Consider the following 14,354-nt stretch of genomic DNA (forward strand, 5'->3'; position numbering starts at 1 on the left):
TAACTCCCGGAACCTGATCTACGGCCTGATCTACGCCACCTCGATCCCGTAATCCCCCAGCAGCTCCTCCAGGCCGCCCTGGTAGCCCTGCCCGCCGATCACGAAGTCCCAGTCACCGTTGGCCCGCTTCCGGAAGGAGCCGAGCACGAGCGCCGTCTCGCCCGCCCGGCCGTCGGAGACCTCCAGCTGCCCCAGCTCGGCCCCGGCCGCGTCCGCCAGCCGGATCCGGGCGTCCGTGAAGCCCGCGAGGTCGGCGTCCGGATTCACCTCGGGGTCGACGGCCGCGACGAGCACGAGCCGGTCGGCGTCGGCGGGCAGCGCCTCGAAGGCGACGCGGACGGCCGCCTTGTCCCCGCGGGGCGGCGGCACGGTGCGCACGGCCCCGTCGGGAGTGGCGTTGTTGTTGAAGAAGACGAAGTGGTCGTCGCTGAGCACGCGGGTGCCGTGGCAGACGAGGGCGCACACGTCGAGGGCGACGGCGCCGGACCAGGACATGCCGAGGACGTTGTGTTCCGCTGGCCCGTCGGGCGTGCTGCCGTCCGGCTCCGGCGCGGTCGCCGGCGGTGCGGTCCGCCCCGCGCGGCCGCCGGGGCCGCCGCCGAGCCGGCCCCGCAGCCCGTGCCGCCCCAGCAGCCCCACCAGTTCTTCGCCCGAGACGAGAGTGAGCGGTTTTCCGTTGGCGAAGGCGTACGAGCCGGGTCCGAAGCCGGAGGTCGTCACCAGCACGCCCTTGTTGGCGCCCGCGCCCTGCACCGTTCCGTACAGGTCCCGGACCGCGGTCGGCGGGACCGTCTTGCGGTACCGCTTCACCTGCACGATGATCCGGCCGCCGCTGATCGGGTCGGGGTCCAGCGCCTCGACGTCCACACCGCCGTCGTTGGACCGGGTGGTCATCACGGCCTGCATGCCCCGCGCGCGGAACAGCTGGGCGACCAGCGCCTCGAATTCGACCGGGTCCATCTCGTACAGGTCGGGGTCGTCGCCGCCCCCGTGCGAGACGACGCCGCGCCCGACGTCCGCGGGCATCCGGCCCGGCCGCACGGCGGCGAGCTGGTCGGGCCGGGCGGACAGCAGCCCGCCGAGCCCGTCCGTGAGGCAGTCCACCGCGCTGACCTGCTCCAGGTGCAGCCCGGCGAAGACCGTACGGGAGACGGAGGCCGAGACGAGGACGATCTGGGCGCGGCGCCCCGTGGCCGGGTCGTGGTCGTCGACGAAGCCGTTGACCACGACGGACTCCAGCACCCCGGACCCGTCCGCGGCGAAGAGGTCGCGCAGCACCAGCAGCACGCACTGCGCCAGCACGTCCCGGTAGACGGCCCGGCGCTGCGCCGCGGGCCGCGCCGTCTCCTTCTCCTCGTCGGCGGTCGGCATGTACCGCACCGATTTGGCCTCCGGCACGATGTCGTACCCCGGCAGCTCCCACAGCAGGACCAGCTGCCGGGCCGCCGGGTCGTACGCGGCCGACACCTGGTGCGGGAACTCGGCGGGCCAGGCGGAGGAGGCGTACAGGGCGGCCGAGAAGTAGTCGACCACGGCGTCGGGGTCCCCGGCGCGCAGCGCCGTGAGCATCTCCTCCACGCCCGCGTTGTGCTCCCGGACCTCGGCGAGCTGCGCGGCCGCCCACTGCTCGTACTGCCGCCGGTACGCCCCGAGCTGCTGCACCCGCGCGGCCTCGGCGGCCTGCGCGGCCCGCAGGTCGTGCTCGTACTGCTCGCGGCTGCGGCTCGCGCCGAAGCCCCAGCCGCCCTGCGCCTGGTACAAGACCGGGTTCGGCATCGGCACGGGCTGTCCCAGGTGCCCCGGGTGGAACGGCTCCACCGTCTCGGGCCGGCGCAGCGCCGCCGTCGAGAACGCCGGCACCCGGCACCCGGCCACCAGCAGCCCCGTCAGCTCCGCGACCCGGGCCTCCAGCTCCTCCGTGCGGCGCCGCGCCTCGGTCTCGCGCCGCTGCCGGTAGGCGGCCCGCTGCTCCCGGTCGGCCCGCGCGGCCTCGCGCGCCGCCGCCCGTTCTCGCCGCTCCTGCTCCCGCTGGAACTGCACCTGCTCCCGGTGCTCGGCCTCCTGCCGGCGCTGCTGCTGACGCTGCGCCTCGGCCCAGATCCCTATCAGTCCACTGGAGCGACGACTCATGCGGACACTTTAGTCATTTAGTAAGTGTTATTTGTGCCCGGGTCCGGGTCGTACGTACGCGATGTGACGACGCGTCGGCAGAGGTCAGGTACGCCGTACGGGTGATTTTCCCGGCGCGCCCCGTTGCTGGTGCGGCTTTCCGGGGAGCTTGCCTGAAGGGAGCGAAAAGAACAAAGAAGCAACAGGCACGCGACAGGCGGGTGGGACAGCTGATGGCGACCACGACAGCATCCGACTCCGAGCAGCAGCACCCGGTGCGCTTCTGGGCCGTGGAGGATCTCCGCGGGCTCGACTTCGACCCGTTCATGGCCGAGCGGCTCCGTGACGAGCCCGTCTCCCGGGTCAAGCTCCCGCACGGGGAGGGCCACGCCTGGCTCGTGACGCGCTACGAGGACGTCAAGTTCGTCACCTCCGACCCCCGGTTCAGCCGCCAGGCCGTGCTCGGCCGCCCGATCACCCGGCTCGCCCCCCACTTCATCCCGCTCGACGAAGCGGTGGGCTTCGCCGACCCGCCCGAGCACACCCGGCTGCGCAAGGCCGTTGCGCGCTCCTTCACGCCCGCGAGCCTCGAACGGCTCCGGCCCCGCGCCGAAAGCGTCGCCGGCGAACTCCTCGACGCCATGGAGCACGAGGGCCCCCCGGCGGACCTGATGAAGCACCTCAACGGGCCCCTGCCGCTCGCCGTCATCAGCGACCTGATGGGCGTACCGGAGGAGCACCTGCCGCGGATGGCGCGCTGGACGGAGATCCTGCTGTCCGCGGGCCACGGCCGGGAGGCCAGCGACAGCGCCAAGGCCGAGATGGCCGGCTACTTCGTGGAGATGCTGGGGCGCAAGCAGAAGGAGCCGGGCCCCGACCTCGCGAGCGAGCTGGCCGCCTCCGTCGCCAAGGGCGACCTCAGCACGGAGGAAGCCGTCGCCATCGCCCTGCTGATCCAGGCCAGCGCCGCCCACGCCGTGCGCAACAACAGCAGCAACATGGTCTACGCCCTGCTCACCCACCCGCAGCACCTGGAGCGGCTGCGCCGCGAGCCCGGGCTGCTGCCGCAGGCCATCGAGGAGCTCCTGCGCTACATCCCGCACCGCAACGCCGTCGGCCTCGGCCGCATCGCCACGGAAGACGTCGAAGTGGGCGGTGTGCTGATCAAGGCCGGTGAAGTGGTCCACTCCTCGTACCTCACGGCGAACCGCGACCCCTCCGTGTTCGACCACCCGGACGAGCTCGACTTCGACCGGGAGCACAACCCGCACCTGTCCTTCGGGCACGGACCGCACTTCTGCCTGGGCTCGATGCTGGCCCGCCTGGAATCCGAGGTCATCCTCACATCGCTGATCGCGCGCTTCCCGGACCTGCGCCTCGCGGAGCCGGTGGAGAAGATCCGGTGGCAGAAGAGCGCGCTCATCAGAGGACCGGAACACCTTCCGGTGGTGTGGTGAGCGGGATGACGCAGCCTTCGCAGCCGGACGGGCTTGCTGGTCCCGCCGGGCCCGGCGGGGAATCCTGCCCGATGGCCTCCGTCCGTACGCCGGGGGAGACGGTCCACGACTGGCCGGTCGACCATCTGCCCGCCCTGGCCTTCGACCCGCTCATGCACCGCCTGCTGCGCGAGGAGCCGATCGCCAGGATCCGGCTGCGGTTCGGCGAGGGCGACGCCTGGCTGGCCACGCGCTACGAGGACGTGAAGACGGTCGCCGCCGACCCCCGGCTGAGCCGCGCGCTCACCGTCGACCGGCCGGTCACCAGCATGACGCCGCACGTCGTGGCCCCGGCGGGCGGCGTAGGCCGTACCGACCCGCCCGACCACACGCGCATCCGCCGCCACGTGGCCCTCACCTTCGGCCGCAAGCGCGTCGCCGCCCTGCGCCCCCGCGCGGAGGAACTCGCCGAGCAGATGCTCTCCCGCATGGCGGAGCACGGCGCCCCCGCCGACCTGACCGAGTGGCTCACCGGCCCCCTGCCCGCCCAGCTCATCGGCGAGCTCCTCGGTGTCCCGCCCCACGACCTCGACCGGTTGCAGAACTGGCGCAGCGTCATCCTCTCCAGCAACCACTCCGAGAAGGAGAGCAACGCCGTCAAGGGCGAGATCGCGGGTTACTTCAAGGCCATGGCCGCGCACCGCCGCGAACAGCCCGGGGACGACCTGTTCAGCGCCCTGGTCGAGGCCCAGAAGGACGGCGGCCTCAGCATGCCGGAGCTGATCTCGCTCGCGGTGATGCTCGTCCTCAACGGCATGGACGCCGTACGCAACCAGGTCTCCAACATGGTGTACGCGCTGCTCACCCACCCCGAGCAACTGGCCGCCCTGCGCGCCCGCCCGGACCTGCTGCCCCAGGCCGTCGAGGAGCTGCTGCGCTACATCCCGCACCGCAACGGCGTCGGCCTGCCCCGCATCGCCACCGAGGACTTGCAGGTGGGTGACGCGACGATCCGCAGCGGCGAGGTCGTCTACGTCTCCTACCTGGCCGCCAACCGCGACCCCTCGGTCTTCACCGAGCCGGACCGCCTCGACCTCACCCGCGACGAGTCCCCCAACCTGTCCTTCGGCCACGGACCGCACTACTGCGTGGGCGCGATGATCACCAGGATGGAAGCTGAAGTCATGCTCACCGCCCTCCTGAGCCGCTTCCCCGGCCTGCGCCTCGCCGTCCCCGAATCCGAAATGCGCTGGCGCCGAGGCTCCATCAACCGAGGCCCGGAGTCCTTGCCGGTCGCCTGGTAGACACGCAAACGGCCCCGGACGGGAATCCGGGGCCGAACGAAGCACTTCCCTGGGCCGCAACCCCGGGCCGGCGCGAGCCGGTGCAGTGCCCCCGGGCAGATTCGAACTGCCGACACCCGCTTTAGGAGAGCGGTGCTCTATCCCCTGAGCTACGGAGGCGGGGCGGGGCTTGCTGATGGTTTCGGGGAAGTCCTGGTGGGGCTTCGCCGAGGCTCAGCAGGCTCCTCGGCCGCTCCGTGGAGCGGTCGAGGACAGGTTAGCGGATGGCCGGGGGCGGGCGCTGGGGCCGGGGGGCCCGGGCGGGGGCCGGTCTTGCTCATCCGGTCATGAGCCGAGGCTCCAGGAGAGGGTGTGGTCCGTCGTGGCCAGGGCCGCCAGGACGATCAGGTCGGCGGCGCCCAGGGTCAGGCCCAGGAGTGCGCGGCCGCGGCGGGTCGTGCCGCGGGCGAGGGCCAGGGCCGCGAGGACCAGGGCGACGGGGCCCAGCACGACGTTGAAGATCAGGAGGCCCACCAGACCCAGGACGAAGGAGGCTACGGCCATGCCGTCGGCCTCCCGGTGGGTTGCCTCCCGGTGGGTGGTGCGCGGGGGCTGCGGCCTGCGGTCCTTGAGGCCGTCCGTGCTGCGGGGCGTCTGCCGCGTCAGTGTCGTCTGCGTCGTCCGCATGTCAGTGCTCCCTCCTGCGTTCCCTGACGGCGAAGATCAGCAGCCACAGGGCGATCGCCATGGCCGCCGGGACGACCACCGGGAGCGTGAGGTGGGCGGCGGCGCCCACGAGGACTCCCAGGAGGAGCACGGCCGCCACTAGGAAGATCATGTCCTTTCCCTTCTTGAGTGAACAGTTGGAATGACAGTTGTTCACTGAAATCCAGCGTAGCGCTCCTGGCGCCCTGTGGCAAACAGTTGTTTACTGAAACCATGAACAGCAGCAGCACCCCCGCCACGCTCGGGGTCCGTCAGGCCCAGAAGCTGAAGACCCGTCAGGCCCTCCTCGACGCCGCTCTGAAGCTGCTGGAGGAGCAGAGTCTGAGCAGCCTCGGGCTGCGGGAGGTCACCCGGGTCGTGGGGGTCGCGCCGGCCGCGTTCTACCGGCACTTCCGGGACATGGCGGAGCTCGGGGTCGCGCTCGTGGAGGAGTCGCTCGCGAGCCTGCACGTGATGATCCGGGCCGTGCTGGCCGAGCAGCAGGAGGCGGAGGAGGTCATCGACCGCAGCGTCGAGGCCGTGGCGGACCACGTACGGCGGCACCCGGCGCACGTGCGGTTCGTCGCCCGGGAACGGCACGGCGGGGTGCGGGCGGTGCGCGAGGCCATCGCGGCGGAGCTGGCGCGGTTCGGGGACGAGGTCGCCGCCGCGCTCGCCGCGCAGGAGGCGTCGCGGGGCTGGAGCGCCGAGGACGTACGGATGCTCGCCGGGCTCTACGTCGACCACCTCGTGATGACCGCGTCGGCGTTCGTGGAGGCTTCCGCGGACGATCCGGCGGAAGAGCGGGCGGAGGAGCGGGCCATCGCCGACACCGCCCGGCGCCAGCTGCGGCTGATCAGTCTCGGCCGCCGTCACTGGCCGGCGGCCTCCTGACCGTCCGCACCCGTACGCGCCAGTCGCCCTCGTCCGTCGCGCCGAGCACGTCGACCGTCACGCCGGGCCCCGTGTACCGCTGGCCGGCCGCGTACGGGGCGTCGCTCAGCGCCGCGTTCACGTTCAGGTCGCTCGTGTAGCAGCCCCGGCTGCCGGGCGTGGCGTCGGCGACGCGCACCGGGCCGGAGCCCGTGTACATCGTGGTCGTGACGGCGGTGACCAGGACGCCCGGGCGGCACACCGCGTGGTCCAGCGGGCCGGGCGCCCGCGCCTCCAGCGTGATCGCGGTGTGCCGGGAGACGGGGAGCACGGCGAGCTTGAGGCCGCCGGGGAAGGCCGTGGGCGTCAGGGCGAACGAGTGGACGCCCGGCCGGTCCAGGCAGCGCACCTGCGCCGGGGCCAGCCAGCCCAGCTTCCACTTGTGCCAGGCGAGGAAGTCCTCGGACGGGCCCCAGTCCTCGTCCATCGGGTCCCAGTGCCCCACGGGCGTCTTCAGCAGGGCGGCGCCGCGGCCCGTGTAGTAGAGGTCGGGCAGGCCGAAGCTGTGGGCGTTCTCGTGGTTGAGGACGCGGAAGGGGCTGTCTCCCGTCTGGCGGCTCCAGATGAACGACACGTTCCGGAAGGGCGTGCCCTCGGCCGTCGTCAGGCCGGTGGGGGTGCCGGCGAAGGTCACCGACCGTACGTCCTCCGTGGCCGGCGGGCCCGCGTCCGGCGTGACCAGCACGTTGATCAGGTCGTAGCGCCGGAAGTCGACGGTGTCGTCCGCCGCGTCGAGGATCTCCGCCGACAGTGCGGCGTAGCCGTCGCCGGTGCTCGCGTCGAAGGGCGTGCCGCGCTCGATCCCGTAGGCGCGGTACGGGCGGGACATCCGGATCCAGCGCAGGACGGGCGTGGAGCGGTAGTCGAGCCGGCCGTAGGAGCTGGTCCGGTAGTAGTCGGCGACGGCCGGGAAGAACTCGGCGTAGCGCTCCTGCGGGCTGATCGTCGCGGGGGAGTCCGGGAAGTCGATCAGGAAGGTGATCGCGCGGACGACGCCGCTGGAGGGGGCGTAGCCGGGCGGCGTGAGCGCGGTCTCGGAGACGTTGTCGGTGGCGCCGGGCAGGGCGCACGGGCCGGAGGGCGGCCGCGCCCCGGTGTCCGCGAGGGCCGGCGGGCCGCCCTGCGCACCGGCTCCGCCGTCCGGACCGGAGCGGCCCGCGGGCACGGGTGAGGTCATGGCGAGCGTGGTCACGGCCATGACGAGGAGGGTCAGCGTCTTCACGGCCACGACGGCTGCGGTTCGCGCGGCCCTCACGGCAGCGTTCCTCACGACCGCGTTCCTCACGACCGCGTTCCTCACGACCGCGTTCCTCACGACCGCGTTCCTCACGACCGCGTTCCTCGCGGCCGGGGTCCTCATTGCCGCGACGGCCGCGATGACCGCGATGACCGCGACGGCCGCGACGACGGCGACGGCCGCGATGACCGCCGTGGCGGCATCTTCGCGGGCGCGGTCTTCGCCGCCGCGATGGCCAGCGTGTTCATGCCGGGCGCCTCCCAGGGGCGGCCGCCGCGCCGCCCTCTGTGATCACCTTCCGCCGCCGGCCCCCGGCGCGCTCCCCGGACTGCGGCAGATGGGGCATCGCGTGCCGATCACGGCCACACCCGGCATCACTGACCCCATCGCCCCCACCACCCCGGAAAACGTGATGCGCATCACCATCCACCGCCGAAATATCCGGGGACCCGATCCCCGTTTACCCCTCGTACGGACGAACCGGGGAGCGACTCCCCGGTTGTTAACCCCCTCCTCGGAAGGAGTAAAGGTCGTGGTCACCGCGCATCCGCCGCGCCTGCGCGCCGACGCCCTGCGTAACCGCGAGCGGATCATCGTCGCCGCGCGGGAGGCGCTCGTCGAGTACGGGGCCGAGAGCTCCCTCGATGAAATCGCTCGACGCGCCGGGGTCGGCAATGCCACGCTGTACCGGCACTTCGCGGACCGCCGCGAGCTGATCCACCATGTCACCCTCTCCGTCATGGCCCGCCTCGCCGAGCAGGCCGAGGCGGCACGAGCCGAGGAGCCCGATGCTTTCCGATCGCTGAGGCGGTTCGTCCACGCCGCCGCGGACGAACGCGTCGGTGCGCTCTGCACGTTGCTGGAAGAGGGCATGGACCCCGGCCACCCCGAGCTGGTGGCCGCGCGTGACCGTCTCGACGTCCAGATCGAGCAGATCATGGCCGACGCGCGCGCGTCCGGTCAGTTGCGGGACGACATCGCCGTCGGCGATCTCATGGTCGCCGTCACGCAGCTGACCCGGCCGCTGCCCGGCAAGGGCTGCACGGCCTTCGACCAGTTCATCCACCGGCACTTGCAGCTGTTCCTCGACGGTCTGATGACTCCCGCCCGGTCCGAACTCCCCGGCTCCGCCGTCACCTTGGAGGAGCTGCGCCGTCAGAAGCGCTGCACGGCCGCCGGATCCGGGCCTTCCGACGCCTGACACCGCACCGCAAACCGCCAGGCCACAGACTTCGCGGACCCGCCGGGTCCGCACCGCACCGCCCGCCGCACCCCACCGTCCAGCTCCACCACCACCGCCGCCGAGGTAGGCCCACACATGCCAGACATCAGCACCCCCCTCGACCCCAAGCGCTGGAAAGCGCTCATATTCATCGCCCTGGCGCAGCTCATGGTCGTCCTCGACGCGACCATCGTGAACATCGCGCTGCCCTCCGCCCAGACCGACCTCGGCATCTCGGACGGCAACCGGCAGTGGGTCATCACGGCCTACGCCCTCGCCTTCGGCGGCCTGCTGCTCTTCGGCGGCCGCATCTCCGACCTGTGGGGCCGCAAGCGCGCCTTTGTCGTCGGCCTGATCGGCTTCGCCGCCGCCTCGGCCCTCGGCGGTGCCGCCGTCAACACCGGGATGCTGCTGGGCGCCCGCGCCCTCCAGGGCGTCTTCGGCGCCCTGCTCGCGCCCGCCGCGCTGTCGCTGCTCGCCGTCCTCTTCACCGAGGGCAAGGAGCGCGCCAAGGCGTTCGGCATCTTCGGTGCCATCGCCGGTGCCGGCGGCGGCGTCGGCCTGATCCTCGGCGGCCTGTTCACCGAGTACCTCAACTGGCGCTGGACGTTCTTCGTGAACATCCCCTTCGCTGTCGTCGCCGCGGCCGGCGCGATCGCCGTCATCCGCGAGCCGGCCGGCAGCCGCAACTCCGCGAAGCTGGACGTCCCCGGCGTCATCCTGGCCACCCTCGGCCTGGTCTCGCTGGTCTACGGCTTCACCCGCGCCGAGTCCCACGGCTGGACGGCCGGCAGCACCCTCGGCTTCTTCGTCGCCGCCGTCGTCCTGCTGCTCGCCTTCGTGCTCGTCGAGCGCCGGGTCAAGGCCCCGCTGCTGCCGCTGCGCGTGCTCACCGACCGCAACCGCGCCGGTGTCTACGTCTCCCTGGGCCTGGCCGCCATCGCGATGTTCGGCCTGTTCCTCTTCCTCACCTACTACCTCCAGGTCGTCCGCGGCTACTCGCCGGTCAAGACCGGTCTCGCGTTCCTCCCGATGATCGCCACGATGATCACCGGCTCCACGCAGATCGGTGCCCGCCTGATGAACCGCGTCCCGGCGCGCTGGCTGATGGGCCCGGGCTTCCTGCTCGCGGCGATCGGCATGGTCCTGCTCACCCAGATCGACCTGGACACCTCCTACGCGGCGGTCGTCCTGCCCGGCCTGATGCTCATGGGCCTCGGCATGGGTACGGCGTTCATGCCGGCGATGAGCCTCTCCACGTACGGGGTGCAGGCGCGTGACGCCGGTGTCGCCTCCGCGATGGTGAACACCTCGCAGCAGGTCGGCGGCGCCATCGGCACCGCGCTGCTCAACACCATCGCCGCCAGCGCCACCACGGACTACTTCAAGTCGCACATGAAGTCCGCGGGCGACCCGAAGCTGCTCACCTTCCAGTCGATGGTGCACGGCTACTCCACCGCGGTGTGGTGGGCGGTCGGCATCCTGGCCCTGTCCGCGCTGATCGCGGTCACCTTCGTCAACGCCGGCCACCAGGGCGGCGTGGTCGCGGGCTCGGGCGACGGCGAGGGCGCGGAGAACTCCGTGCCGGTGATGGCTCACTAGCGGCGGGTTTTACTTCCGCGTTTCCGTGAACGAGGCCCCCGCCGTCCAGGCGGGGGCCTTCGCGCATGTACGCACGGGGCGCAAGCCCCTCAGGCGTACATGCGTACGTACGTCAGCGCAGCCACGGCAGGTCCGCCCCCGCCGGCTGCAAGCCCGTCGCGATCGTCCGGCACATCTCGCCGAACTGGCTCACCTGCTCGGGCGAGAGCCGGTCGAAGAGCGCGGCCCGGACCGCGGCGACGTGCCCCGGCGCGGACCTGCGCAGCATCTCGAAGCCCTCGTCCGTGAGGACGGCCAGCTGGCCGCGCTTGTCGGACGGGCAGTCCTCGCGGCGCACCCAGCCGTTCTTCTCCAGCCGGGCGACGGCGTGCGAGAGCCGGGACCGGGTGATCTTGGCGTGCCGGGCGAGGTCCGTCATCCGCAGCCGCCGCCGCGGGGCCTCGGACAGCTCGACGAGCAGCCCGTAGTAGACGTGCGGCATCCCGGCGTCGCGCTGGAGCTGCCGGTCGAGGTGGTCCTCCAGGAGGGTGGTGGCGTGCAGGTACGCCCGCCAGACGTCCTGCTCGGCATCGGTCAGCCAGCGCGGCCCGGCGGCGGCGCTGCTGTTGCCGGAGGCGGTCTCCCCCTCCGGACGTGCGATGTCCTCTTCGGATCGCTTGGTCATGGCATCCACTGTTTCACCCACTGGTTTCCCGTCGCTCCCGCACTGTGTCCTTGAAGTTTAAATAAGCGAGAGCTAAGCTCGCTCTTAGAGCTTGAACATTCAAGCATTGAGTCGCATCCCGCCATGCCTCGGAGGGCAACATGTCACGCATGCCCGCGCTCTACCTCTCGCACGGCGCCCCGCCCCTCGCCGACGACGAGCTGTGGACCGCCGAGCTCGCCGCCTGGTCCGCCGACCTGCCCCGGCCGGCCGCGATCCTCGTCGTCTCCGCCCACTGGGAAGAGGCGCCCCTCGCCCTCGGCGCGACGGAGACCGTCCCGCTCGTCTACGACTTCTGGGGCTTCCCCGAGCGCTACTACGGCGTCCGCTACGCCGCCCCCGGCGCCCCCGACCTCGCCGAGCGCGTTCGCAAGACGCTGCGCGGCGCCGGCACGCCCGTACAGGACGTCCCGGACCGGGGCCTGGACCACGGCGCGTACGTCCCGCTCGTCGAGATGTACCCGGACGCGGACGTCCCCGTTCTCCAGATATCCCTGCCCACCCTCGAACCGCGCCGGCTGATGGAGATCGGGCGCAAGCTCGCGCCGCTGCGCGACGAGGGCGTGCTGATCGTGGGCAGCGGCTTTTTCACCCACAACCTGGCGGCGCTGCGGCACGCGGGCTCCGGGCCGCCCGGCTGGTCGGCGGAGTTCGACGCGTGGGGGCGGGAGGCCCTCGCGGCGCAGGACGTCGACGCGCTCCTGGACTTCGAGCGCAAGGCCCCGGCGGGCCTGCTCGCCCACCCCCGGACCGAGCACTTCGCCCCGCTGTTCGTCGCGCTGGGCGCGGCCGAGGACGAGCTGGACGGCCAGCGCAGCGTCATCGACGGGTTCTGGATGGGGCTGGCGAAGCGTTCGGTCCAGTTCGGGTAATCCGGGTAATCCGGGTAATCCGGGTAATCCGGGTAAGGCGCGTACGCGGTTGGCAGCGGCGTCAGCGTCGGCGTAGGGGTGCATCGGCCTTCACGCTAAGGCCGGTTGCGGGGCCGCGAAACCGTCTGAGGTCCTACGTCGCAGGCCTTGCCGGCGCCATCCGCTGCCCCGCCGCGTCACATGTCGGCACCGCGTCACATGTCGGCCCGGTGCTCGTGCCAGTAGAAGACGTAGTACGAGGCCAGCCCCATGCCCATCGCCGTCAGCAGGCCGATGCCCGCGGAGCGCAGCACCGTACCGCCGCTGAGCGCGTGCAGGAATCCGATGCTGCCGCCGAAGAGCGCCCCGAAGGCCGCCGCGCGGACCTCGGCGATCATCGTGTTGCGCTCGTGGAGCAGGGCGTAGCCGGCCGCCATGGCGATCAGACCGGCGACCACGCCGATGACGACCGCGGCGCCCGTGGTGTAGCCGTTGTTGCCGGCCAGGAAGATGGCGAAGAGGCCGAGGACGATTCCGCCCGTGACGGGCACGGCCCAGGTCCAGCGGGCCCGCTCCCCGGCGGGGAGGTGAGTGCCGCGCGCCACCGGGCCGGGTCCCTCGTGGGCGGGGTGGTGGCGCCCGGGCATGATCGAGTGCGTCATCGCGGGGCTCCTCTCTCGTCCCACCAGCGCACACCCGCGCCGGGGCGTGAGCAAATCGATCAAACGGAGCAGCGCTCGGGCACCGGGCAAAGCAGCGCTCGGGCACCGGTCAAATCGGGGCATCGATCAAACGGAGCGTGGCAACCGCGGAGCCGCTGCCGCCGTCCTTGAGGGTGGGAGACCGGTCAAGGGCGACGCTCCCGCCGGTGTGACGACCGTCTCGGCCGGCTGCGGCACCAGTGGTCCGAGGGGCTGCCGGGACACCCCCGCCGTGCTGTCTGACCTGCGCTTCCGTGGGTCTCCTCGGCACACCTCCAGGCCTGCGGCCGCGCAGGATACTGCATGGTCACCAAAAAGAAGATGTTCCGTGGGAATTCTGTCCGGATTCCAGTCGTTCTTTCCATCGGACGGGGCAACCGTGGCAGGGTCCGCTCGTACAGGGAAGCCCTACTGGGCCGCGCGCTCCGCCCGTCCCGCGACCGACTCATCGCAAGGGAGTACGCATGGCAACCCGTGCCGTCGCCCGTCGTCAGGCTGCCGACAAGGGCGCTGAGGGGGCGAGCAGTATGCGCGCCTCCGGGGAGATCGCCGACCGCGATCTGGTGGGCATGTATCTCGACGAGATCGCGCGTACGCCCCTGCTCGACGCCGCCAAGGAGGTCGAGCTCTCCCAGACCATCGAGGCGGGCGTCTATGCCCAGCAGATTCTCGACGGCCTGGAGGACCCGGGCAAGGGCGCGAAGGCGGCCTCGCGCGAGGAGCTGGAGGTCATAGCGGCCGAAGGCGCGCGGGCCAAGGACGTCTTCATCAAGTCGAACCTGCGCCTGGTCGTGGCGGTCGCCCGCCGCTACCCGCGCAGCGGCCTGCCGCTCCTGGACCTGATCCAGGAGGGCAATGCGGGTCTCGTGCGCGCGGTGGAGAAGTTCGATTACACCAAGGGCTTCAAGTTCTCCACGTACGCGACGTGGTGGATCCGTCAGGCGATCACCCGTTCGATCGCCGACCAGTCCCGTACGATCCGGCTGCCCGTCCACCTCGTGGAGGAGCTCGGCCGGATCCGGCGCGTCCAGCGCGAGTTCAACCGTGAGAACGGGCGCGACCCCGAGCACGCCGAGATCGCCGAGGAGCTGGGCAGCACCGCCGAGCGCGTCGGCGACGTCCTGGACTGGGCCCGCGACCCGGTCAGCCTGAACATGTCCGTCGATGACGAGGGCGAGACCCAGTTCGGCGACCTGCTGGAGGACACCTCCGCGGTGTCGCCCGAGCAGTCGGTGATCGCCCTGCTGCGCAGCGAGGAGCTGGAGGACCTCATCGGCCGCCTCGACCAGCGGACCGCTTCGATCATCAAGGCGCGCTACGGCATCGAGGACGGCCGCGAGCGCACCCTCACCGAGGTCGGCAAGCAGCACGGCCTGACCCGGGAGCGGATCCGGCAGATCGAGAAGCACGCCCTGCTGGAGCTCAAGAAGATGGCCCACGACACGGGCTTTGACGCGGCGGCGTAGTGACGTAGCGGCTTAATAGGGCATAACCTCATAGACCGGGCCCCGGCGCCACCCCCCCCTGCGCCGGGGCCCTCCTCTGCCCTATCGCCCCCGTCGTCCCTGTCGT

At 71.8% G+C, this 14,354-nt stretch carries 13 protein-coding genes and 1 tRNA gene; 7 read left to right on the forward strand and 7 right to left on the reverse strand.

Annotated elements, in window-relative coordinates; genetic code table 11:
* Positions 1 to 30 precede the first annotated feature (30 nt).
* Positions 31 to 2,130: a restriction endonuclease gene (locus D7231_RS19090; RefSeq protein WP_199739410.1), complete on the reverse strand. Its 2,100-nt coding sequence runs from the start codon at positions 2,128 to 2,130 to the stop codon at positions 31 to 33.
* 212 nt (positions 2,131 to 2,342) lie between these two features.
* On the opposite strand from D7231_RS19090, the gene D7231_RS19095 reads away from it, so the two are divergent.
* Both D7231_RS19095 and D7231_RS19100 read left to right on the forward strand, forming a co-directional pair.
* The gene (locus D7231_RS19095; protein WP_120756666.1) at positions 2,343 to 3,566 is read left to right on the forward strand and encodes a cytochrome P450; all 1,224 of its coding nucleotides are present in this window, start codon (positions 2,343 to 2,345) and stop codon (positions 3,564 to 3,566) included.
* Positions 3,567 to 3,637: 71 nt separating this feature from the next.
* The gene (locus D7231_RS19100; protein ID WP_120756667.1) at positions 3,638 to 4,849 is read left to right on the forward strand and encodes a cytochrome P450; all 1,212 of its coding nucleotides are present in this window, start codon (positions 3,638 to 3,640) and stop codon (positions 4,847 to 4,849) included.
* Between the two features lie 86 nt (positions 4,850 to 4,935).
* Here D7231_RS19100 and D7231_RS19105 read toward each other — a convergent pair.
* The 3 genes from D7231_RS19105 to D7231_RS37090 all read right to left on the reverse strand — a co-directional run bounded on the left by D7231_RS19105 (position 4,936) and on the right by D7231_RS37090 (position 5,666).
* Positions 4,936 to 5,008, reverse strand: a tRNA-Arg gene (locus D7231_RS19105).
* 165 nt (positions 5,009 to 5,173) lie between these two features.
* Positions 5,174 to 5,515, reverse strand: coding sequence for a hypothetical protein (locus tag D7231_RS19110; RefSeq protein WP_120756668.1), 342 nt, complete (start codon positions 5,513 to 5,515; stop codon positions 5,174 to 5,176).
* Between the two features lies 1 nt (position 5,516).
* Positions 5,517 to 5,666: a hypothetical protein gene (locus tag D7231_RS37090; protein WP_194959982.1), complete on the reverse strand. Its 150-nt coding sequence runs from the start codon at positions 5,664 to 5,666 to the stop codon at positions 5,517 to 5,519.
* A 101-nt stretch (positions 5,667 to 5,767) separates the two neighbouring features.
* Between D7231_RS37090 and D7231_RS19115 the strand changes: the two genes are divergently transcribed.
* Complete coding sequence (locus D7231_RS19115) at positions 5,768 to 6,427, forward strand: TetR family transcriptional regulator (RefSeq protein WP_120756669.1); 660 nt, start codon at positions 5,768 to 5,770, stop codon at positions 6,425 to 6,427.
* Here the strand turns inward: D7231_RS19115 and D7231_RS19120 are convergent.
* On the reverse strand, positions 6,390 to 7,721 hold the full coding sequence (locus D7231_RS19120) for a M6 family metalloprotease domain-containing protein (RefSeq protein ID WP_241999791.1): 1,332 nt from the start codon (positions 7,719 to 7,721) through the stop codon (positions 6,390 to 6,392). The two genes, D7231_RS19115 and D7231_RS19120, sit on opposite strands and share 38 nt — an antisense overlap.
* Positions 7,722 to 8,235: 514 nt before the next feature.
* Here D7231_RS19120 and D7231_RS19130 point away from each other — a divergent pair.
* Together D7231_RS19130 and D7231_RS19135 are read left to right on the forward strand one after the other, a co-directional pair.
* Positions 8,236 to 8,904 carry a TetR/AcrR family transcriptional regulator gene (locus D7231_RS19130; RefSeq protein ID WP_241999792.1) on the forward strand — a complete coding sequence of 223 codons (669 nt, stop codon included), beginning with the start codon at positions 8,236 to 8,238 and terminating at the stop codon, positions 8,902 to 8,904.
* A gap of 117 nt (positions 8,905 to 9,021) precedes the next feature.
* On the forward strand, positions 9,022 to 10,527 hold the full coding sequence (locus D7231_RS19135) for an MFS transporter (RefSeq protein ID WP_120756671.1): 1,506 nt from the start codon (positions 9,022 to 9,024) through the stop codon (positions 10,525 to 10,527).
* A 112-nt stretch (positions 10,528 to 10,639) separates the two neighbouring features.
* Here D7231_RS19135 and D7231_RS19140 read toward each other — a convergent pair whose 3' ends face one another.
* Positions 10,640 to 11,191, reverse strand: a complete 552-nt coding sequence (locus D7231_RS19140) for a MarR family winged helix-turn-helix transcriptional regulator (RefSeq protein WP_120756672.1) — start codon at positions 11,189 to 11,191, stop codon at positions 10,640 to 10,642.
* Positions 11,192 to 11,331: 140 nt separating this feature from the next.
* On the opposite strand from D7231_RS19140, the gene D7231_RS19145 reads away from it, so the two are divergent.
* A complete protein-coding gene (locus D7231_RS19145) occupies positions 11,332 to 12,102 on the forward strand; it encodes a dioxygenase family protein (protein WP_228774223.1) in 771 nt (256 codons plus the stop codon).
* A gap of 194 nt (positions 12,103 to 12,296) precedes the next feature.
* Here the strand turns inward: D7231_RS19145 and D7231_RS19150 are convergent, their stop codons facing one another.
* Positions 12,297 to 12,743, reverse strand: coding sequence for a hypothetical protein (locus D7231_RS19150; protein WP_120756674.1), 447 nt, complete (start codon positions 12,741 to 12,743; stop codon positions 12,297 to 12,299).
* 503 nt (positions 12,744 to 13,246) lie between these two features.
* On the opposite strand from D7231_RS19150, the gene D7231_RS19155 reads away from it, so the two are divergent.
* The gene (locus tag D7231_RS19155) at positions 13,247 to 14,248 is read left to right on the forward strand and encodes a sigma-70 family RNA polymerase sigma factor (protein ID WP_120756675.1); all 1,002 of its coding nucleotides are present in this window, start codon (positions 13,247 to 13,249) and stop codon (positions 14,246 to 14,248) included.
* Positions 14,249 to 14,354: the final 106 nt, after the last annotated feature.

It is taken from the genome of Streptomyces klenkii (genome assembly GCF_003626645.1).
GTDB classification, from domain to species: domain Bacteria; phylum Actinomycetota; class Actinomycetes; order Streptomycetales; family Streptomycetaceae; genus Streptomyces; species Streptomyces klenkii.